This is a genomic window from Corallococcus sp. AB038B (assembly GCF_003668955.1).
Taxonomy (GTDB): domain Bacteria; phylum Myxococcota; class Myxococcia; order Myxococcales; family Myxococcaceae; genus Corallococcus; species Corallococcus exiguus.
Genome location: NZ_RAWO01000001.1, coordinates 468,582 through 487,987 on the forward strand (window position 1 = coordinate 468,582; position 19,406 = coordinate 487,987).

The 19,406-nt window shown below is 69.7% G+C and carries 14 protein-coding genes; 7 read left to right on the forward strand and 7 right to left on the reverse strand.

Annotated elements, in window-relative coordinates:
- Positions 1-136 precede the first annotated feature (136 nt).
- The 3 genes from D7Y04_RS02015 (at position 137) to D7Y04_RS02025 (ending at position 7,769) form a co-directional block, all read left to right on the forward strand.
- The gene (locus tag D7Y04_RS02015) at positions 137-4,951 is read left to right on the forward strand and encodes a DNA topoisomerase 3 (RefSeq protein ID WP_199749598.1); all 4,815 of its coding nucleotides are present in this window, start codon (positions 137-139) and stop codon (positions 4,949-4,951) included.
- Between the two features lie 292 nt (positions 4,952-5,243).
- On the forward strand, positions 5,244-6,638 hold the full coding sequence (locus D7Y04_RS02020) for an MBL fold metallo-hydrolase (RefSeq protein ID WP_121758138.1): 1,395 nt from the start codon (positions 5,244-5,246) through the stop codon (positions 6,636-6,638).
- Positions 6,639-6,953: 315 nt separating this feature from the next.
- Complete coding sequence (locus D7Y04_RS02025; protein WP_121758139.1) at positions 6,954-7,769, forward strand: M57 family metalloprotease; 816 nt, start codon at positions 6,954-6,956, stop codon at positions 7,767-7,769.
- A gap of 83 nt (positions 7,770-7,852) precedes the next feature.
- On the opposite strand, the gene D7Y04_RS02030 is transcribed toward D7Y04_RS02025, so the two are convergent.
- The 5 genes from D7Y04_RS02030 to D7Y04_RS02050 form a co-directional block, all read right to left on the reverse strand.
- Positions 7,853-8,230, reverse strand: coding sequence for a DUF5335 family protein (locus tag D7Y04_RS02030; protein ID WP_120599501.1), 378 nt, complete (start codon positions 8,228-8,230; stop codon positions 7,853-7,855).
- Positions 8,231-8,360: 130 nt separating this feature from the next.
- A complete protein-coding gene (locus D7Y04_RS02035) occupies positions 8,361-9,509 on the reverse strand; it encodes an AAA family ATPase (RefSeq protein ID WP_120599502.1) in 1,149 nt (382 codons plus the stop codon).
- 80 nt (positions 9,510-9,589) lie between these two features.
- On the reverse strand, positions 9,590-10,012 hold the full coding sequence (locus D7Y04_RS02040; protein WP_121758140.1) for a hypothetical protein: 423 nt from the start codon (positions 10,010-10,012) through the stop codon (positions 9,590-9,592).
- Between the two features lie 37 nt (positions 10,013-10,049).
- Complete coding sequence (locus tag D7Y04_RS02045) at positions 10,050-10,502, reverse strand: hypothetical protein (protein WP_121758141.1); 453 nt, start codon at positions 10,500-10,502, stop codon at positions 10,050-10,052.
- A complete protein-coding gene (locus D7Y04_RS02050; RefSeq protein ID WP_121758142.1) occupies positions 10,499-11,164 on the reverse strand; it encodes a hypothetical protein in 666 nt (221 codons plus the stop codon). Before D7Y04_RS02050 ends, D7Y04_RS02045 begins: the two co-directional genes overlap by 4 nt.
- 328 nt (positions 11,165-11,492) lie before the next feature.
- On the opposite strand from D7Y04_RS02050, the gene treZ reads away from it, so the two are divergent.
- The 4 genes from treZ to D7Y04_RS02070 all read left to right on the forward strand — a co-directional run bounded on the left by treZ (position 11,493) and on the right by D7Y04_RS02070 (position 16,820).
- On the forward strand, positions 11,493-13,337 hold the full coding sequence (treZ, locus tag D7Y04_RS02055; protein ID WP_121758143.1) for a malto-oligosyltrehalose trehalohydrolase: 1,845 nt from the start codon (positions 11,493-11,495) through the stop codon (positions 13,335-13,337).
- 148 nt (positions 13,338-13,485) lie between these two features.
- Positions 13,486-14,748 (forward strand): discoidin domain-containing protein, encoded by a 1,263-nt coding sequence (locus D7Y04_RS02060; RefSeq protein ID WP_120600098.1) that lies wholly within the window; start codon positions 13,486-13,488, stop codon positions 14,746-14,748.
- A gap of 153 nt (positions 14,749-14,901) precedes the next feature.
- Positions 14,902-16,332: a M20 family metallopeptidase gene (locus tag D7Y04_RS02065; protein ID WP_121758144.1), complete on the forward strand. Its 1,431-nt coding sequence runs from the start codon at positions 14,902-14,904 to the stop codon at positions 16,330-16,332.
- Positions 16,333-16,400: 68 nt separating this feature from the next.
- Entirely contained in the window at positions 16,401-16,820 is a 420-nt protein-coding gene (locus D7Y04_RS02070) for a VOC family protein (RefSeq protein WP_199749599.1), read from the forward strand.
- Between the two features lie 54 nt (positions 16,821-16,874).
- Here D7Y04_RS02070 and D7Y04_RS02075 read toward each other — a convergent pair whose 3' ends face one another.
- Together D7Y04_RS02075 and D7Y04_RS02080 are read right to left on the reverse strand one after the other, a co-directional pair.
- Positions 16,875-18,488: a serine/threonine-protein kinase gene (locus D7Y04_RS02075; protein ID WP_121758145.1), complete on the reverse strand. Its 1,614-nt coding sequence runs from the start codon at positions 18,486-18,488 to the stop codon at positions 16,875-16,877.
- Positions 18,489-18,618: 130 nt separating this feature from the next.
- On the reverse strand, positions 18,619-19,380 hold the full coding sequence (locus D7Y04_RS02080) for an ABC transporter permease (RefSeq protein WP_121758146.1): 762 nt from the start codon (positions 19,378-19,380) through the stop codon (positions 18,619-18,621).
- Positions 19,381-19,406 lie beyond the last annotated feature (26 nt).

A 19,406-nucleotide genomic window follows, 5' to 3' on the forward strand; every position in this document is an offset into this window, starting at 1 on the left:
GGGGAAGCGGGCGTGACGGAGCGGGACAGGGGGGCCCTGGCCATGTCAGCCTGCCGCGATAGGGATGGGTAGGGACGCGCACGGTGGGGGGCCCGACCCCGCGGGTGGGCGTTCAGGGGCGGGGAGGGGACAGGTCATGAGGTGGGATGAGATGGGCGAGTCGCCCGGATGGGACAGGTCGGTGGCGCGGGACGCGAGCGTGGACGGTGGGACGGCTCGCGGTGGGCGGGGCTCCGTCCTCGCGGTGGTGGCGGAGAAGCCCTCCGTGGCGCGCGACATCGCCCGGGTGCTCGGCGCCAACGAGCGCGGCGAGGGCTTCCTGCGCGGCAACGGCTACGTCGTGACGTGGGCCATTGGCCACCTGGTGGGCCTGGCCCAGCCCCATGAGATTCGCCCCGAGTGGAAGAAGTGGCACCGCTCGCAGCTGCCCATGCTGCCGGGGGACTGGCCGCTGGTGGTGTCGTCCTCCACGAAGGACCAGTTCGAGGTCGTCCGCCGGGTGATGAACGCGCCAGAAGTGTCCGCCGTGGTGTGCGCCACGGACGCCGGGCGCGAGGGCGAGCTCATCTTCCGGTACATCTACGACGCCGCCGCGTGCCGCAAGCCGGTGCGGCGGCTGTGGGTGTCGTCGCTCACCGAGCGCGCCATCCTCGACGGCTTCCAGCACCTCAAGGACGGCAAGGCCTACGCGCCGCTGGCCGCCGCCGCCATGGGGCGCAGCCGCGCGGACTGGCTCGTGGGCATGAACCTGTCGCGCCTCTACACGCTGGCGAGCGGCACCTACGGCAACATGCTGTCCGTGGGACGCGTGCAGACGCCCACGCTGGCCATGGTGGTGGAGCGCGAGCTGGCCATCCGCGACTTTGTCCCGCGTGACTACCTGGAGGTCGTGGCCACCTTCTCGCCTCGCGGCAAGGGCGCGCCCGTGGGGGCTCGCTACCAGGGCACGTGGTTCCGCTCGGGGCCGGACGGCAAGCCGGTGATTCCGCCGGGCTACGACTCCGTGCGCGAGGCGCGCCGGCTGGACGCGGACGGTGTGGAGGCGGGCCGGGTCATCGACCGCGTGCGCAGCGGCAACGCGGTGGTGGAGTCGCTGGACGCGGAGACGAAGCGGATGCCTCCGCCGCTGCTCTACGACCTCACGGAGCTCCAGCGCCACGCGAACCGGCTCTACGGCTTCAGTGCGCAGCGCACGTTGGAGGTCGCGCAGGCGCTCTATGAGAAGCACAAGCTCCTGAGCTACCCGCGCACCGGGAGCCGGCACCTGTCGGAGACGGTGGCGGACACGCTGCCGGAGGTGGTGCGCGCCATCGCCGCGCCCTACCAGGAGGACCTGGCGCCGGGCACGGGCGAGCGTCCGCTGGGCAAGCGCTACGTGGATGACTCGAAGGTGACGGACCACCACGCCATCATCCCCACGCCCATGCCGGCATCCGGCGTGCGGCTGTCTCCGGACGAGCAGCGCCTCTATGACCTGGTGTGCCGCCGGCTGCTCCAGGCGTGGCACGAGGACCACGTCTGGAAGGTGACCACGGTCATCACCGCGGTGACGTCGAAGGGGGCCGCGGGGCCAGCGGTGGACCGCTTCCACAGCGCGGGCACGCAGGTGGAGAAGGTGGGCTGGAAGGTCCTGGACGTGGGGGGCGGGCAGAAGGCGCCGCGCCTCAAGTCGGAGGGCAAGAAGGGCGCGGACAAGGACAAGGAGGAGGAGCCGGACGACGAGCCGCAGGACCTGCCTTCGGGGCTCGCGCGCGGACAGTCGCAGACGGTGGAGGACGTGCAGGCGATGAAGAAGCGCACGCGTCCGCCGCCGCGCTTCACGGAGGCGACGCTCCTGACGGCGATGGAGTCCGCGGGGCGCACGCTGGATGAGAAGGAGCTGGTGGACGCGATGCGCGACACGGGGCTGGGGACGCCCGCCACGCGCGCCGCGACCATCGAGCTGCTGCTCGAGCGCGAGTACCTGACCCGCGAGGGCAAGCGCCTGGTGGCCACGGAGAAGGGCATCCAGCTCATCGGCGTGGTGCACCCAGACGTGAAGTCCCCCGTGATGACGGGGCAGTGGGAGGCGTGGCTCCAGCGCATCGAGCGCGGGCAGGGCGCGCTGGATGCGTTCATGAGCGGCATCGAGGCGTATGTGCGGGAGGTCGTGGGCCAGGCGCCCACGCCGGTGGCCGGCCCGGGGCCTCGGAACGAAGCCTCGGCCGCGAGCGGGCGCTTCGAAGCCTCAAGGCCGCATCCCGCGCAGGTGCCTGCCGAGGAACTCTTCCGCACCCGTGAGGCCGCGACCGCCACCGTCCGGACCGCGGCCCGCGCCAACTCCGCGCGCAACGAGGTCGGTGCTGCGGATGCACGTCATGCAGCGGGCACCTCCGCCAGTGGTGGCTACGGCGGCGCGACCCACCTCGGTGACGCACGTCACGCGGGGGCATCCACCCACGGTGCCTCGCAGTTCGCGGCGGGCGCTCCGGCTCACGGTTTCCACGGCGGATCCGACGTCCACGCGGGAGCCACCGGGAGCACCCCTCCGGCCGCGTTTCCGCGCGTGCAGGAGCGCCCTCCCACGATTCCCTCCGCGGAGGTGCGCACCGCCTTCGTGCAGGCCTCCTCCGAGGGCTTCGGCCGGGCCAAACGCCAGCCCCAGGGCGTGAACATGGGCAGCACCCGGCCGGAGCGCGTGCATCGCGCACCCACGCCTCCGGACAAGCTGCGTGGGCTCCTCAAGGAGGCCTTCGGCTTCAACGACTTCCGCCCGTACCAGGAAGAGGTCTGCCGCGCGGCCACGTCCGGCGAGGACCTGTTGCTGGTGATGCCCACGGGCGCGGGCAAGTCGCTCTGCTATCAGCTGCCGGGCCTGGCTCGCGCGGGCACCACCTTGGTCGTCAGCCCGCTCATCGCGCTGATGGAGGACCAGGTGCTGCGGCTCCAGTCGCTGGGCTTCGCCGCGGACCGCATCCACTCCGGCCGAGACCGGGCCACCTCCCGGCAGGTCTGCGCCGAGTACCTCGAAGGTCGCCTCGACTTCCTCTTCATCGCCCCGGAGCGCCTGGGCGTCCCCGGCTTCGTGGAGCTGCTGGCCCGCCGCACGCCCTCGCTCATCGCCATCGATGAGGCGCACTGCATCTCGCAATGGGGCCACGACTTCCGTCCGGACTACCGGCTGCTGGGCTCGCGCCTGCCGCTCCTGCGTCCCGCTCCCGTGGTGGCCCTCACCGCCACCGCCACGCCGGACGTGCAGAAGGACATCGTCCAGCAACTGGGCCTGCGCGGCTCACGCGGCGGCGCCGCGCACACCTTCATCCACGGCTTCCGCCGCACCAACATCGCCATCGAGGTGCGCGAGCTCAACCCGGGCGCCCGCGGCGACGCCATCCTGTCGCTGCTCAAGAACCCGGAGCACCGGCCCGCCATCGTCTACGCGTCCACGCGCAAGCACGCGGAGCAGTACGCGGACCTGCTCGCGCATGACTTCCACTCCGCGCCGTACCACGCGGGCCTCCAGCCTTCGGAGCGAGACCGCATCCAGGCCGCGTTCCTCAAGGGACACCTGGAGGTCATCGTCGCCACGACGGCGTTCGGCATGGGCATCGACAAGGCGGACGTGCGCACCGTCATCCACGCGGCGCTGCCGGCCAGCCTGGAGGGCTACTACCAGGAGCTGGGCCGCGCGGGCCGCGACGGCAAGGACTCGCGCGCGGTGCTGCTCCACGCCTTCGTGGACCGGCGCACCCACGAGTTCTTCCACCGCCGCGACTACCCGGACCCCTCTCTCCTGGAACGCATCTACCAGGCCACCTCCAACGAGTTCGAGCCCAAGGCCTCCATCCAGGCCCGCGTGCGCGGCGACCCGGAAATCTTCGACAAGGCCCTGGAACAACTCTGGATCCACGGCGGCGTGGAGATGACCCCTGATGAGGACGTGCGGCGCGGCCGCGCGGGCTGGGCCGTGGCGTACATCGCGCAGCGCGAGCGCAAGCAGCTCCACCTGGAACAGATGGGCCGGTACGCGGAGGCGCATGACTGCCGCATGCGCCACCTGGTCGCGCACTTCGGCGACGTGCAGGACTCCGGCGCCGCCTGCGGCCTGTGCGACGTCTGCGCCCCCGAGTCCTGCGAGGTGGTCCGCTTCGAGGAGCCCTCCGCCCTGGAGGCCCACGCGCTGGGCCGCATCCTGGAGGCCCTCCACGCGCGCGACGGCCAGGCCACCGGACGGCTCCATCGGGAGCTCTTCGGGGAACAGCTCCACCGCCGTGACTTCGAACGGCTCGTGGGCGGACTGGTGCGCTCGGGGCTGGTGCGCCTGGACTCGGATTCGTTCGACAAGGACGGCCAGGTCATCCTCTTCCAGCGGCTGTCCCTCACGGACACCGGCCGCCGCGCCCGCGTCATCGCCCCTGGACAGGTGGTGCTGCCCCAGGCGCGCGAGGTGCCCTCCAAGAAGCGCAAGGGCCGCACGGCCGCCGGCACCACGAAGCGCACGCCCCGCAAGCGCGCCGCCTCCACTGCGGCAGCCTCGCCCCGGGCACGCGGCAAGGGCCGCCGGGGCGCCTCGGAGGCCTGGGCCCCGCGTGGCGCCTCCCATGACGCGGACTTCAGCCAGGAGTCCTTCCCCGCGGATGCCCCTCCAGCCCGCGGCTGGAAGGCGCGCGCCACGCCGGAGGCGTCTCCCGGACCCCGGGCCTCCTGGAACGCGTCCCGCAACGCGCCTCCGGACTTCGAAGTGCCCCCGGCGTCCCCCGCCCTGGTGGCGACCCTCAAGGAGTGGCGCCTCACCGAGGCCCGCAAGCGCAAGGTGCCCGCCTTCCGCATCCTCACCGACCGCGTGCTGGACGCCATCGCCAGCGCCCGGCCCTCCAGCGGCGCGGAGCTGATGTCCATCCACGGCGTGGGCCCCACCCTCGCGGAGCGCTACGGTCCGCAGATCCTCTCGCTCGTGTCCCGCCGACGCTGACGGCAGGCGCGGATCCGCGTGTCCGCCGGTGGACAGGGGCGCGTGGATCCGCCCCTCCAGGGCAGCGCCGTGCCCCGGGATGGGAGGCCGGAGGCCAGTGTGGATCCGCCGCGGGGCGTGCCGTCCGCCGCGAACCGCCTGACAAGGGAAAGCCCTTTCCTGGGCCGCAGGCGCGGAGGGCTACCAGCCAGGCGTGAAGCTTGTTTCCCAAGCTTGTAGGCAAAAGTCCGGGTGCCACCTTCTCGTCCACACGCGCATTGGGAGCGGCGTGAGGGGTTCAAGGGGGCGCGCAATGGAGCTGGGTTTCGAGACGATTGGCAACGCCACACTCATCTGTCACGACAACGGGCCGGTGCTGGTGACGGACCCGTGGACGGACGGAGACGCGTACTTCGGCAGCTGGACGCTGTCCCACGAGATTCCGGATGAGCAGCGCCAGTCCATCCTGGACTGCCCCTACGTGTGGCTGTCTCACGGCCACCCGGACCACCTGAGCATGGCCTCGCTGGAGAAGCTGCGCGAGCGCACGCTGCTCCTCCCCAACCACGTGGGCGGCCGCATCCGCGACGACCTGCGCGAGGCGGGCTTCAAGGTCCAGGTGCTCCAGGACCGTGAATGGACCCGCCTGTCCCCGCGCATCCGCGTGCTGTGCATCCCGGACGTGAACCAGGACGCGGTGCTGCTGGTGGAGGTGGGCGGCCGGCTCATCGTCAACCTCAACGACTCCGGTGACCGCGGCCAGGGCCGCTTCGTGCGCCGGGTCATCAAGGAGTACAGCGAGACGTACCTGCTGGCCCTGTCCGGCTACGGCGACGCGGACATGATGAACTTCTTCACCGAGGACGGGCGGCGCATCCTCCCGTACGCGGCGGCGAAGACGCCCGTGGGACAAACCATCGCGCGCATGGCGGAGACGTACGGCGCCCGCTACTTCGTCCCCTTCAGCTCCATGCACAAGTACCAGCGCTCCGACAGCGTCTGGTGCTCCGAGTACACCACCACGCTGCCGGACTACGCGCGGGGCTTCGCCTCCAACTCCTGCGAGATGCTCCCGGCCTTCCTGCGCCACGACTTCACCAACGACTCCTCCGTCTCCATCAACCCGAAGGAGCGCGCCATCAAGCCGGTGGACTCCAAGGAGTTCGGGGACGACTGGAGCGAGCGCCTGGACGCGGACGAGGTGAAAGAACTGGAGCAGTACTTCCGCGCCGTCGAGCACCTGGGCACGGTGATGGACTTCCTGCGCTTCCGCGTGGGCGGCCAGGAGCACGTCATCGAGTTCAACAAGCGCCGCTTCCACAAGGGCATCACCTTCGAGGCACCTCGCAACTCGCTGATGACCGCCGTGAAGTACCAGGTGTTCGACGACCTGCTCATCGGCAACTTCATGAAGACCACCGTGCACGGCGGCTTCGGCAAGGGCAGCCTCTACCCGGACTTCAGCCCCTTCGTGGCCAAGTACGCGGACAACGGCAAGGCCCGCACGGAGTCCCAGCTGCGCAACTACTTCAACGAGTACCGGAGCCGCGACATGGTGGGCTACCTGCGCCACCAGCTGGATGCCCACTGCGTGCGGCCCCTCCAGATTCAGTCCGCGGAGCTCCTGCGCGCGCTGCTGCCCCCGGGCTCCAACACCTTCCGCATGGCCAAGGAGACCTACTGGAAGATGCGCCGCGCCATCCTCTAGGGATTCCCTGGAAAGCCCCTGGCAGGCCTGACCGGAATCAGGACACCCTGCTGTCTCTTTCTCAGACAGCAAGAGCTTCCCCCAAAAAGCTTAGTCTTTCAGGGAGCTTGGCTTTGTAAACGTCACGTGAAGTGACGGTTGACGTGGGGAGGGCTGGAGCGGGGGCGCTCCAGCTATCCCCGCGTTTCCTGTTTTTCTCCTGGGAAGCGCCGTTGGCCCGACAGTTGCTCAATGGCCCGGCGCGCGGCGGACCACGCCTGGCGGGAAGGCCAGGTGGTGGCCGCGCATCCCTCGAAGCACACAGGAAGAGTTCCCATGCTCAAGTTCCGCTCTGTTGCGATGCTGGCCGGCGTCTCGCTGATGCTCGGTGCGTGCGGTGGTCCCGAGTCCGCGCAGGAGTCCGAGGTCAAGCCCACGTGGGAGGAGTTCAAGGCCCAGGCGTACCGTGAGCCGTGGGAGGGCGGAAAGTACATCGTCAACGGTGACGAGGCGCTGGAGTCCGAGGAGGAGCTGCAGGCCTACTTCCACAACGTCGTCGAGCAGCAGCTGGGCAAGTCGCAGGACGGTCTCGCCGTCTATTACATCGGCGGCGACATCAAGTGGAGCGCCACCCAGAAGCTGAACCTCACCTACTGCATCAGCAACAGCTTCGGCACGAACAAGTCGAAGATGGTGACGGCGATGGCGAACGCGACGGCGGCCTGGCAGGCCACGGCGAACGTGAAGTTCGTCTACCTGTCTCAGTACGACGCGTCCTGCACCGCGTCCCAGGCGGGCGTGCTGTTCGACATCCGTCCGGTGTCGGGCCAGTCCTACGTGGCGCGCGCGTTCTTCCCGAACTCCGGCCGCTCCGGCCGCAACGTGCTGGTGGACAGCAGCGCCTTCGGCAACCTGTCGCCCTGGACGCTGACGGGCATCCTGCGCCACGAGCTGGGCCACACGCTGGGCTTCCGCCACGAGCACACCCGCTCCACGGCGAGCGGCTGCTACGAGGACAGCCAGTGGCGCGCGCTGACCACCACCTACGACCGTTCCTCCGTCATGCACTACCCGCAGTGCAACGGCACCCAGACGGGCGACCTCGTGCTGACGACCCTGGACAAGCAGGGCGCCCGCGCGCTGTACCCGTGATTCAAGCATCACGCTTGTGAGGGGGCAGGGGCCGGTGGGAGCGTCTTCACGACGCGCCCGTCGGCCTCGTGCCGTTTCTAGCGCTAGAAGCGGGCGGAGACCTCATCGGCCTCGGTGGCGCGCTCGAAGAAGACGAGCGTCTTGCCTCCGCGCTCGCCAATCTCCAGGCACTCCAGCGCGCCCGTCTGTCCGTCCAGCTCCGCGTAGAGGTGGTCCGGTTCGAGGATGCGGTGGGTGATGCGCCCGTCCTCGCGGCCTACGATGATCTGCACCGCGCCCGCGTCGCTTCCCTTACGCTCCAGGGAGATGTCCACCAGGGGCAGGCGGTCGGCGAGGGGCTGGTCGCCGGTCTCCGCGTCGATGGACTCCACGCGCACCCACTGGGTGGCGTCCTGCTTGCTGATGCCGGCGAGGTAGCTCTCCCACTGCTCCCGGGGAATTTCCTGGTTGATGTGTGCCATGGGTCCGCCTCCGCGGCTGTCGTGTGCCTCAACCGTAAGGCGTCTGACTCGCGGGTGAAGGACGGGCCCGGCTGAACGACGCTCCGGGGACCCCGCGGACCGGGCCCCGGCACGTCGGCTGCTCCCGCCTTCAGCCGCGCACGGCGTGCACGGCGTCGTCCTTCAACACCAGGCGCACGGTAGCGGCCTTGCCATGGCCGAAGTGCTCGTAGGCGGCCTGCTCCAGCACGGGGGCCAGGGTGGTGCGCAGACCGCGAGCGCCTGTCTCACGCTTGAGGGCGCGGGCGACAATCCACTCGCGCACGGCGGGGTCCACGGTGAGCTCCAGGCCCTCGTGGGCGAATTCGCGCTCCCAGGTGCGCAGCACATTGTTCTGGAGGATGTCCCCCAGCGTGGCCGCGTCCAGCGGGTTGAAGGACACCAGCCGGTTGAAGCGGCCAATCAGCTCCGGGATGAAGCCGTAGCGGGAGAACGCGGTGGTGTTCTCCAGGTGCTCTTCCGTGATGCGCGTGGCGATGGACTCCAGGTCCTTCTGGCCGCCCTTGCCGGGCTCGCGCCCGAAGCCCACGCGCTCCACATGGTTCATGGTCGCCGCTGTGCCCCGGAAGCCGCTGAAGGCGCCGCAGGCGATGAAGGTGATGCAGCCCATGTCCAGGGATTCGGAGCGGATCCGGCTGGTGAAGCCGAAGTCCGGCGGGAAGGTGGCCTGCGCCGCGGAGAGCAGGTGCAGCAGGCTGCGCTGCACGCCGAAGCCGCTCACGTCCTTGGTGGTCTGCTGGCCGGAGAAGCGGCTGTCGGAGCGGCTGGTGGCGAGCTTGTCGAACTCGTCCATGCAGATGACGCCGCAGGCGGCCCACGCCGCGTCGCGCTCCGCGGCTTCATAGAGGCGGGACAGCAGGGTGCTGACGTCGTCACCCACGTAGCCCGTTTCGGAGAACTGGGTGGCGTCCGCGAGCACGGTGGGCACGCCGAGAATCTCCCGGAACATCAGCTCCACGAGGAACGTCTTGCCGGAGCCGGTGGGGCCCAGGAAGAGGGCGTTCTCGCGGGTGCCGGGCTCGGGCTCCAGGCCCTCCAGGTACAGCCGGCGGATGCGGCGCAGGTGGCGGTAGGCGAGCACGGAGGCGGCGCGGCGGGCCTCGGGCTGGCCCCGGTAGCCCAGGTCGCCCAGGCGCGCGTCGATCTCCTGGGGCGACAGCACCTCCAGCGCGGCCACGCGCTCCTGGATGGGCGGGCCTTCGGGGAAGGCGGAGGGTTCGACGCCGGAACGGGGGGACATCGCGGGGGGCTCCAGGAGGGTGGGGACGTCCCATCATCCGGGAGGCACCGGGGCGCGACAAGCCGCCCCGGGCCTGGGGCTCAGTTCACGTCGACGATGCGGCCCTGTGCGTCGATGGCATAGGCCGCGTCGATGTCGAGCACGACGGGCTCCGGGGGAATGCCGCAGCGGTCGAGCCTGGCGGTGAAGAAGACGAAGTGGAGGGCGTCCTGCTTCACCACGGTGACGTCATAGGTGTCCTGGCGGGACAGGCAGCGCGCCAGGGCTTCATTGGGGCCGGAGGCCTTGGCGCCGGGTGGCAGGAAGTCACTCAGCGCGACCTGGAGCGCCGCCAGCGCCGGCCCGTCCAGGGTCATGGCCCCCTCTCCTGGCGAGGGGAACCGCACGCGGGCCGCCTCCTCGGCGGGGGCGCGGGGCGGCCGGGTGTACCGGTGGTAGCCGAACAGAGAGCACCCGGACAGCACGCCGCACAGCGCGACGATGATGAGAGGAGAGCGTGTCATGGCACCCAGTCCTGTCCGGGACGTAGCTCGCCGGCAGTCACCGGATGTCGAGGATGCGGCCCTTGCCGTCGATGAAATAGGTGGCGCCTGCGTCCAGGACCACGGCGTCGGGTGGCATCTCCTCGCAGCGGCCGAGGTTGGCGGAGAATGCGATGACGTACAGGTCGTCGTTCACCTTCTGGATGCGGACGTCAAAGAGGTCCCTTCGCCCGAGGCAGCGGACCAGCCGTTCGTGATTGCCGCTGGCCTTCGCATCAGGGGGGAAGAAGTCCTTCATCGCGACCTGGAGCGCGGCGAAGGCCGGACCCTCCAACTCGGTGGTCGTCTGGAATGCCTGCGGATCCCGGATGCGTGCACCCTCTTCGGGTGGGATGCGTTCGGGCCGCTCGTATTTGTGATAGCCGAAGTGGCTACAGCCCTGGCTCAAGACACAGACCATGACGCCGAGGAGAAGGGGCGCCAGACGCTGAGTCCGCGTGCGCACGTTCATGGCGTCCAGTCCTTCCCTTCGTAGAGCTCGATATTGCCCTGGTCGTCGCTGACCGAGCCGATGGGAACCCAGACGCCACCCCGAAGCGCGGTCACCTCGCGGTCGGCGTAGTCGAATTTGTAGGCACGGCACTCGCCCGCTTTTTCCCGGTAGAACAGCAGGAGATGCCGCCGGAGGACCTTGCCGGTCCGCGAGTCGGCGATCCGCGAGGGAACCCACTCGCGGTCGCGCCCCATGTCCTTCTGGGAGAAGCGCCGGTTGTGGGGATGGTTGTGGCCCCTCCCCAGGATGACGGCGTCCAGGTGCCGCGGATCATCCAGCTTCGTGGGGACCAGACAGGACTTCGTGCGGCCAACGCTCGTGCCTTGAACGTCGGACAGATGGCTGAGGTAGTACGCGTCCTCCGCACCCGAGTAATAGACCAGGGCGCAGTACTCCATCCCGTAATCACCCGACGATGCCCCAGGCTGCCGGGTCATGATCTCGCAAGCGTTCCCGGCGAGCTCCTCCACAGTGGAAAAGGGGCCCGCGAGCGGGCCGGTGACCTGGAGCTGTCCATCCGGAAGCTCACGGACGCGGACGTCCGGGTTCGGTGTGGAGCACGCCACCATCAGCGCGGCCCATGCCCAGGGGACGGCCCAATGGCTTCGCTGAATCCCCATGCGCGGTGTCCTGGTTCGAGAGCGCTTTTCTGGGGATTACTCATTATCAGGTTAATTCAAGAAAAAGAAGATTAACTGTCCGAGTCTGACATAGTCGGAATCGGGTGGGAAGTGACCCCACGGGGCTTCGGGACACTACCTACAGGGTTATAGGCTGGCAACAGGATGTGTGGGGTTCGGTGCGACGCGGAGCACGCGGAAGCGGCATCCAGTGGTCCGTCCGCCGGTCCGCACTCGTGGGCTCCCAGAGGTCGGCCCGTGAACAGCGCCGTTCCCCACGTGCGCGGGGTGCTCCCCGGAGCCGCGCGTGCGCATTAACAGGGCGCACATGGCTCAATCGACTGAAGCACGGTCTCAAGCGCCCCGGCTGGGTGCGTGGGCGGAGGGTACCTCGGTGCGCTGGCGCGTCTGGGCGCCCGGCCACCAGGGCGTGGACGTGGTCCTCTACGACGCGGAGGACCGCGTCCTGCGCAAGGTGCCGCTCTCCGCCGAGGCGGACGGCTGCTTCGGCGGCGCGCTGCCGGACCTGGCCGAGGGCGCGCGCTACAAGCTCAGCGTGGATGGCGGAGACCCCTTCCCCGACCCGTGGTCCCGCTCGCAGCCGAAGGGCGTGCACGGCCCGTCGGAGGTGGTGGGCTCCGACCACGGCTGGACGGACTCGCACTGGAAGGGGCCGGATCCGCAGGCGCTGGTCATCTACGAAGTGCACGTGGGCACCGCCACGCCGGAGGGCACCTTCGAGGCATTCATCCCGAAGCTCGCCCACCTGCGCGAGCTGGGCGTCAACACGCTGGAGCTGTTGCCGGTGGCCAGCTTCCCGGGTGCGCGCAACTGGGGCTACGACGGTGTGGACCTCTTCGCGCCGCAGGCCACGTACGGCGGGCCGAAGGGGCTGCGCAAGCTCATCGACGCGGCGCACGCGCACGGGCTCGCGGTGCTCATCGACGCCGTCTACAACCACTTCGGACCGGACGGGAACTACCTGCGCGCGTACTCGCCGCACTACTTCACCGGCAAGCACCACACGCCCTGGGGCGACGCGGTGAACTACGACAGCGAGGGCAGCCGCTTCGTGCGCTCGCTGGTGCTCTCCAACGTGGAGATGTGGATCCGCGACTACCACGCGGACGGCCTGCGCCTGGACGCGGCGCACGCCCTGGTGGATGAAGGCCAGCCGCACCTGCTCACCGAAATCACCGAGCGCGCCCACGCCACCGCCTCCGGCCGCCGCGTGGTCGTCATCGCCGAGGACGAACGCAACGAGCGAAAGCTCGTCACGCCCGCGCCGGAGGGCGGCTACGGCCTGGATGGCGTCTGGGCGGATGACCTGCACCACCAACTGCGGCGCGCCTTCGCGGGCGACCACGAGGGCTACTACCAGGACTACACGGGCAGCGCGGAGGACCTGGCCGCGACGCTGCGGCAGGGTTGGTTCTACACGGGCCAGAAGTCGAAGAACCTGGGCCACGCGCGCGGCACGGACCCGAAGGGACTGGGGCCGTGGCACTTCGTCCACTGCATCCAGAACCATGATCAGGTGGGCAACCGGCCCTTCGGCAACCGCCTGTCGGAGGACGTGTCTCCGGCCGCCTACCGCGCCATGAGCACGCTGCTCCTGATGTCGCCCTTCACGCCGCTGCTCTTCATGGGCCAGGAGTGGAACGCGCGCACGCCGTTCCTCTACTTCACGGACCACAACGCGGAGCTGGGCAAGCTCGTGACGGAAGGGCGCCGCAAGGAGTTCGCCGGCTTCTCGCGCTTCAAGGGCGAGCAGGTGCCCGACCCTCAGGACCGCGACACCTTCACCCGCTCCACGCTGGACTGGGGTGAGAAGGACGGCGCGGAGGCCGCGGGCGTGCACACGCTCTACAAGGAGCTCTTGCGCCTGCGCGCCACGGAGCCCGTGCTCACCAGCCGTCAGGGCACGCACGACGCCCGCGCGCTGGGGTCGGACGCGTTCGTGCTGGAGCGCCGCGCGGAAGGGGACACGTTCCTCATCTTCGTGAACCTGCGGGGCTCGCTGGTGCACACGCTGCCCACGCACGCGAGCGCGGGCATCGTCGCGTGGAGTGAGAACCCGCGCTACGGCGGCACCGTGGAGGCGTCTCCGCTCACCGGCAACGTCGTGCGCCTGGAAGGCCCCTCCGCGGCGGTGGTGAGGCTGCGCGAGTAGCCCGCACGCAAAGACAGACACGGTTTCACGCGCGGCCCGTCTCCCGGAAGCAGGGGGGCGGGCCGCCGCTTCTTCCCTCCGTGAAACAGGCAACGACAAGGAATGCCCTCGGAGCCAGGCCGGTACTCGGCCGCCAGGAGGAAGCACCTTGTCTCAATCTCATCCATCACCGTGGAAGCGGCACCTCACCACCACGAGCGCGCTCCTGCTGCTCGGCTCCGCCGCACCGGCGCTCGCCGCGTCGGGCTTCACCGCCGTCACCGCCAGTGGGAATGACGGCAACCCGCCGTCCGCCACCGTCGACGGCAACCTCACCACGCGCTGGTCCAGCGACGGCGCGGGGCAGTGGCTCCGGGGCGACCTGGGCAGCGTGAAGTCGCTGTCCGCGGTGGACATCGCCTGGCACCGGGGCAACGAGCGGACCAACACGTTCGTCCTCGCCACGTCCACGGACGGCACCACCTGGTCCACGGCCGTGTCCACGACGTCGTCCGGCACCACCGCGAACTTCGAGCGCTACAGCTTCACCGCGCGCAACGCCCGCTACGTGCGCGTCACCGTCAACGGCAACTCCGTCAACACCTGGGCCAGCATCGCGGAGTGGGCCGCCATCACCAGCGCCGCCACGCCCACGTCCGGCCAGGACCGCTTCGGCGTCACCATGCTCTATCCCTCGAAGTCCGGGGGCGAGGCGTGGACGCTGGCGGACAACGCGCTGGCGGACGCGCGCTTCGACCCGCAGGACACGATTACGCGCAACAGCGACGGCTCCTGGAAGATGAAGGACAAGCAGGTGCGGATGAGCGTCTTCACGTCCACGGGCTACGACGACCGGAAGATTCCCACCTACGACCGGGACGTGCTCGCGAGCCGCGGCTACATGCAGGCGCCGAACGACTGGAAGAACATCGAGATGACCGGCTTCGTGAAGGTCAACGCGGTGGCAGACGTGAAGGACAACTTCGCGTGGTACGCGCGCGGCGGGAAGCACAACGACGACCACTCCGGCTGCGAGGGCAGCAGCTACAAGGCGGGCCTGCACTATGACGGCCGCGCCCGCTGGGAGAAGGAGACCTGGCATGTCTCCTACGACCAGACGCCCTACGTCACCGCGACCTCCGCGCTCAAGGGCCGCTGGGTGGGCTTCAAGGCCGTCATGCGCAACGTCACCGTCAGCAGCCAGACGGCGGTGAAGCTGGAGCTGTACGTCAACGAGAACGCGGACAAGGTGACGTGGAAGAAGGTCCAAGACACCACTGACGCCGGCAAGTGGGGCGGCGATGCCCAGCACTGCGGCGGCGCCGTGCCCGCCGCGCCCATTACGTGGGGTGGCCCCATCGCGGTGTTCCGCTGGGACAACGCGACGGACGTGGACTTCAAGTGGCTGAGCGTCCGCGAAATCCAGCCCTGAACCCCGCGTGAAGTTGGACCCGCACGCGGCCTGACGCAGGACGGCAGGCCGCGCGCCGGGCGGGCGGGGAGGCCCGGGATGGGGTGTCCCCTCCCTCGGGAGGCGGGGCTTTCCATCGACAGGGGGCGCTGGGGTGGGCAGCATGGCGCCGCCATGAACGTCGACAAAGCCCTCGCCTCGTCCGAGCGCATCTGGGAGCAGGAAATCGTCCCGGCGCTGGAGCGCTACATCCGCATCCCCAACAAGTCGCCTGCCTTCGACCCGGACTGGGTGAAGTCCGGCCACATGGAGCAGGCCGTCCAGCTCATCGCGGACTGGTGCCGCGCGCAGGCCACGCACCTGCCGGGCCTGACGGTGGAGGTGGTGCGGTTGAAGACGGCGGACGGCAAGGACCGCACGCCGGTCATCTACATGGAGGTGCCGGGCACGCGCGGTGACGACACCGTGCTGCTGTACGGCCACCTGGACAAGCAGCCGGAGATGACCGGCTGGCGTGAAGGCCTGACGCCGTGGACCCCCGTGCGCGAGGGCGACAAGCTCTTCGGGCGCGGCGGCGCGGATGACGGCTACTCCGCGTTCGCGTCGCTGTCCGCGCTGCGGCTGCTGAAGGAGCAGGGCGTGCCGCACGCGCGCTGCGCCATCGTCATCGAGGCGTGCGAGGAGAGCGGCAGCTACGACCTGCCCGCGTACATCGAAGCGCTGGCGCCGCGCATCGGCAAGCCGTCGCTGGTGGTGTGCCTGGACTCGGGCTGCGCGAACTATGAGCAGCTGTGGATGACCACCAGCCTGCGCGGAATGATCGCCGGCAACCTGCGCGTGGACATCCTCACGGAGGGCGTGCACTCCGGTGACGCGACGGGCGTGGTGGCGTCTTCGATGCGCATCATGCGGATGCTGCTGTCGCGCGTGGAGGACGAGGCGACGGGCCACATCAAGGTGCAGGCCCTGCACACGGAGATTCCGGAGGGCCGGCGCCAGCAGGCGAAGGCCGCGGCCCAGACGATGGGCGACGAGCTGTTCTCGAAGTTCCCCTGGGTGGAGGGCGCGAACCCGGTGACGACGGACGGCGAGGAGCTGGTGCTCAACCGCACCTGGCGTCCGGCGCTGGCGCTGACGGGCGTGGAGGGCGTGCCGGGCCTGGCGAGCGCGGGCAACGTGCTGCGCCCCTTCACGACGTGGAAGCTGTCCATGCGCATCCCGCCGCGAGTGGACCCCAAGGCGGCCGCGAAGGCGCTGAAGGAGACGCTGGAGAAGGATCCGCCGTACGGCGCGAAGGTGTCGTTCGACGGGGACAAGGCGTCGGTGGGCTGGGACGCGCCGCCGCTGGCCAGCTGGCTGTCGAACGCGGTGGAGAACGCGTCCAAGACGTGCTTCGGCAAGCCCGCGATGGCGATGGGCGAGGGTGGCACCATCCCGTTCATGGGCATGCTGGGCGAGCGCTTCCCGGAGGCGCAGTTCCTCATCACGGGCCTGCTGGGGCCGGGCAGCAACGCGCACGGGCCCAATGAGTTCCTGCACATCCCCACGGGCAAGAAGCTGACCGCCGCGGTGGCGAGCGTCGTCGCCGACCACTTCAAGCGGTAGTGCCTCACCGGAAGGACGGGGCCGCATGCGCCCCGTCCTTCTTCAAGCCTGGCCTTCCGGAGCGCCCCATGCCGAGCAAGCCCCGCCGCACCGGCCACATCCGTTCGCAGCCCCTCATCGCGGTGCGCGACGTGGAGGCGAGCAGCCGGTGGTACCAGGAGGTGCTCGGCTGTGAGAGCGGGCACGGCGGGCCCGAGTACGAGATGCTGCTGAACAACGGCGAGCTCGTGCTCCAACTCCACGCGTGGGACCTGGATGAGCACGCGAACCTGATGGGGCCGGACTCGGCGCCGAAGGGCCACGGCGTGCTGCTGTGGTTCGAGACCACGGACTTCGACGCGTGCGTGGACGCGGCCCGGGCGCTGAAGGTGGAGTGGGTGGAAGAGCCGCACGTGAACCCGAACTCGCGCCGCTGGGAGTTCTGGGCGAAGGACCCGGACGGCTACGTCGTCGTCGTGGCAGCGGAGTCGCGAGCGAAGCGCTCCTGACGCGCCTCACCCGGGCAGTGCTTGGCCGCCGGACCGGCGGCACGAAGAGGCGCCTCAGCGCCCCGTCTTGATGCCCAGCGACGACGTGGACGGCGGCTTCTTCGGCGGGGTCGACGGTCGTGCCGCCCGCTTCTGGAGCGCCACCGCCACCCCGGGCGCGTCCGCCGCGGACATGTGCCGCGTCACGGGCTCGTAGCCGTTGAGCGCGAGCGTCACCGCCACCGACGGCTCCCCGGGCACCAGCGGCAGCGCCACCGGCGTGATGCCGCGCTCCTCGCCCGCGATCTGCACCGTGGCGCCGGGCGGCTCGCTCGTCACCATCAGGCGCACCGGCTGGGGCGCGGTGTTCTCTGGCGGCGTGGGGCGCGTGGGCGTCTCCGGCGTGCGGCCCGGCGCTTCATCCGGCGGGCGCGTGGCCACGACCGGGGGCGGCGTCACTGTCTCCGAGTTGCCGCGCACCAGCACCACCGCCGCGCCACCCACCACCAGCGCCACACCGCCCACCACGAAGGGCAGCCAGGCGCGCCGCTTCGGAGCCTCCGGCGGCATCAGGGCCGCGGTGTTCCGCGTCTTCTCCGGCTCCACGCGCGTGGGCGGACGGGACGGCGGCCCCACCAGCTTCGATGCGCGCGACGCGGCCTGTCCTCGCGCACCCGACGTGGGCATCCCGTCCCGCGACGAGTTGGACTGCGCGTCCAGGTCCACGTCCTCGGCCAGCTGATCCAACTTCGTCGGATCCGCTTCCGTGGTGATGCGGTCCGCGTACAGCTCCCGCAGGTACGCGGCCAGGTGCGCGCTGCTGGACGGCAGCCGCAGGTTGAGCGTCCAGTCCTCCAACGCCAGGCGGAACGCGGCGCAGTCCGCGTAGCGGCCCTCCGGCGTGGGCGCCAGGGCCTTGAGGACGATCTCGTCCAGGCCCGGCGGCAGCTTCGGGTTGAGCTGCGACGGCGGTGGCACCTGGCAGTCACGCACCAGCCGCAACGTCATCAGGTCCGTGTCGCCCTTGAAGAGGCGCTTGCCAGTGAGCAGCTCCCACATCACGACACCGAGCGCGAACAGGTCGCTCCGGCCGTCCACCGCCATCCCGTTGGCCTGCTCCGGCGACATGTACGGGTACTTGCCCTTGAGCACGCCCGTCGCCGTCTGCTGACCGCTGGTGGCCGCCTTCGCCACGCCGAAGTCGATGACCTTCACGCCGCCGTCGAACCCGACGAGCACGTTCTGCGGAGACACGTCGCGGTGCACCAGCATCAGCGGCTGGCCGTGCCCGTCCAGCGCACCGTGCGCGTAGGACAGCCCCGCCGCCGCGTCCGCGATGATGCGCACCACCAAGCCCACCGGCAGCGGGCGCTCCTGCTTGCGCGCGAAGCGATCCAACCGGCGCACGTCCTCGCCCTGCACGTACTCCATGGCCAGGCAGTGCCGGCCCTCAATCTCCGAGAGGTCGAGGATGGTGATGAGGTTCGGGTGTGACAGGCGCGCCACGAGCCGCGCCTCGTCCAGGAACATCTCCAGGAACTCTTCGTCCTCGGCGAGGTGGGGAAGGATGAGCTTGAGGACGACCAGTCGCTCGAACCCTGTCCCGTGCTCCCGGGCGAGGAACACCTGTCCCATGCCGCCCGACGCGATTTTTCGAAGCAGCTCGTATTTCCCGAAACCGACAGCCATGGGTGTCCGGGAGGATACCGCGCTTTCTCACCGGGCGGGAAACAGCCGTTCTCCAAAATGACCGAGGCTCTGTCCGGCAGGGAGGGGCCCGCCTTCCTACCCGTTGAGGAGGCAGGCGGGCTACTGACGCCTAGGCCTTCATCTTGTAGCCGGAGCGCAGCACCGCGTACGTGACGACCGTCGCGACCGCCGCGGTGAGGGCGAGGATGGCCCCACCCACGAGCGGCGAGAACAGGCTGCTGCCGAGCATGCCGTAGCGCAGCCCCTCCACCATGTAGACCATGGGGTTGAAGAGGCTGATGTGGTTCCACGGCGAGGGCAGCTCGCGCACCGAGTAGAAGACGCCGCCCAGGAACGTGAGCGGCAGCATCACGAAGGTCGGGAAGAAGTTGATCTGCTCGAACTTCTCCGCCCACACGGCGGCCAGCATGCCCAGCACGCTGAACACGTAGCTGGACAGCATGAGGAAGTAGAGCGTCGCCAGTGGGTGCTCCAGGCTGAAGCCGGAGAACACCGCCGCGACAATCCACGTCAGCAGGCCCACCACCAGACCGCGCACCATGGCGCCGCCGATGAAGCCCACCATCAGCTCACCAGGCCCCAGCGGTGCCACCAGCAGGTCCACCACCGTGCCTTGAATCTTGGTGATGAACAGCGACGAGGAGCTGTTGAGGAACGCGTTGTTCGCGATGCCCAGGAACACGAGGCCCGGCACGATGAAGTGCAGGTACGGCTGGCCCTCCACCTCGTGGATGCGGCCGGAAATCGAGTAGCCGAAGACGATGAAGTACAGCGTGGTGCTGATGAGGGGCGACAGGATGGTCTGGCCCGGCACGCGCATGAAGCGCCGGACCTCCTTCGCGAACAGCGTCTGCATCCCGAGGACGTTCATGGGGTGTTTTTCGAAGGAGCGGGGGT

Bases quoted from the DNA above. Each gene is read 5' to 3' on its own strand.
- D7Y04_RS02015 (WP_199749598.1), top strand. From the start codon at position 137: ATGAGGTGGGATGAGATGGGCGAGTCGCCCGGATGGGACAGGTCGGTG.
- D7Y04_RS02020 (WP_121758138.1), top strand. From the start codon at position 5,244: ATGGAGCTGGGTTTCGAGACGATTGGCAACGCCACACTCATCTGTCAC.
- D7Y04_RS02025 (WP_121758139.1), top strand. From the start codon at position 6,954: ATGCTCAAGTTCCGCTCTGTTGCGATGCTGGCCGGCGTCTCGCTGATG.
- D7Y04_RS02030 (WP_120599501.1), bottom strand. From the start codon at position 8,230: ATGGCACACATCAACCAGGAAATTCCCCGGGAGCAGTGGGAGAGCTAC.
- D7Y04_RS02035 (WP_120599502.1), bottom strand. From the start codon at position 9,509: ATGTCCCCCCGTTCCGGCGTCGAACCCTCCGCCTTCCCCGAAGGCCCG.
- D7Y04_RS02040 (WP_121758140.1), bottom strand. From the start codon at position 10,012: ATGACACGCTCTCCTCTCATCATCGTCGCGCTGTGCGGCGTGCTGTCC.
- D7Y04_RS02045 (WP_121758141.1), bottom strand. From the start codon at position 10,502: ATGAACGTGCGCACGCGGACTCAGCGTCTGGCGCCCCTTCTCCTCGGC.
- D7Y04_RS02050 (WP_121758142.1), bottom strand. From the start codon at position 11,164: ATGGGGATTCAGCGAAGCCATTGGGCCGTCCCCTGGGCATGGGCCGCG.
- treZ (WP_121758143.1), top strand. From the start codon at position 11,493: ATGGCTCAATCGACTGAAGCACGGTCTCAAGCGCCCCGGCTGGGTGCG.
- D7Y04_RS02065 (WP_121758144.1), top strand. From the start codon at position 14,902: ATGAACGTCGACAAAGCCCTCGCCTCGTCCGAGCGCATCTGGGAGCAG.
- D7Y04_RS02070 (WP_199749599.1), top strand. From the start codon at position 16,401: ATGCCGAGCAAGCCCCGCCGCACCGGCCACATCCGTTCGCAGCCCCTC.
- D7Y04_RS02075 (WP_121758145.1), bottom strand. From the start codon at position 18,488: ATGGCTGTCGGTTTCGGGAAATACGAGCTGCTTCGAAAAATCGCGTCG.
- D7Y04_RS02080 (WP_121758146.1), bottom strand. From the start codon at position 19,380: ATGAACGTCCTCGGGATGCAGACGCTGTTCGCGAAGGAGGTCCGGCGC.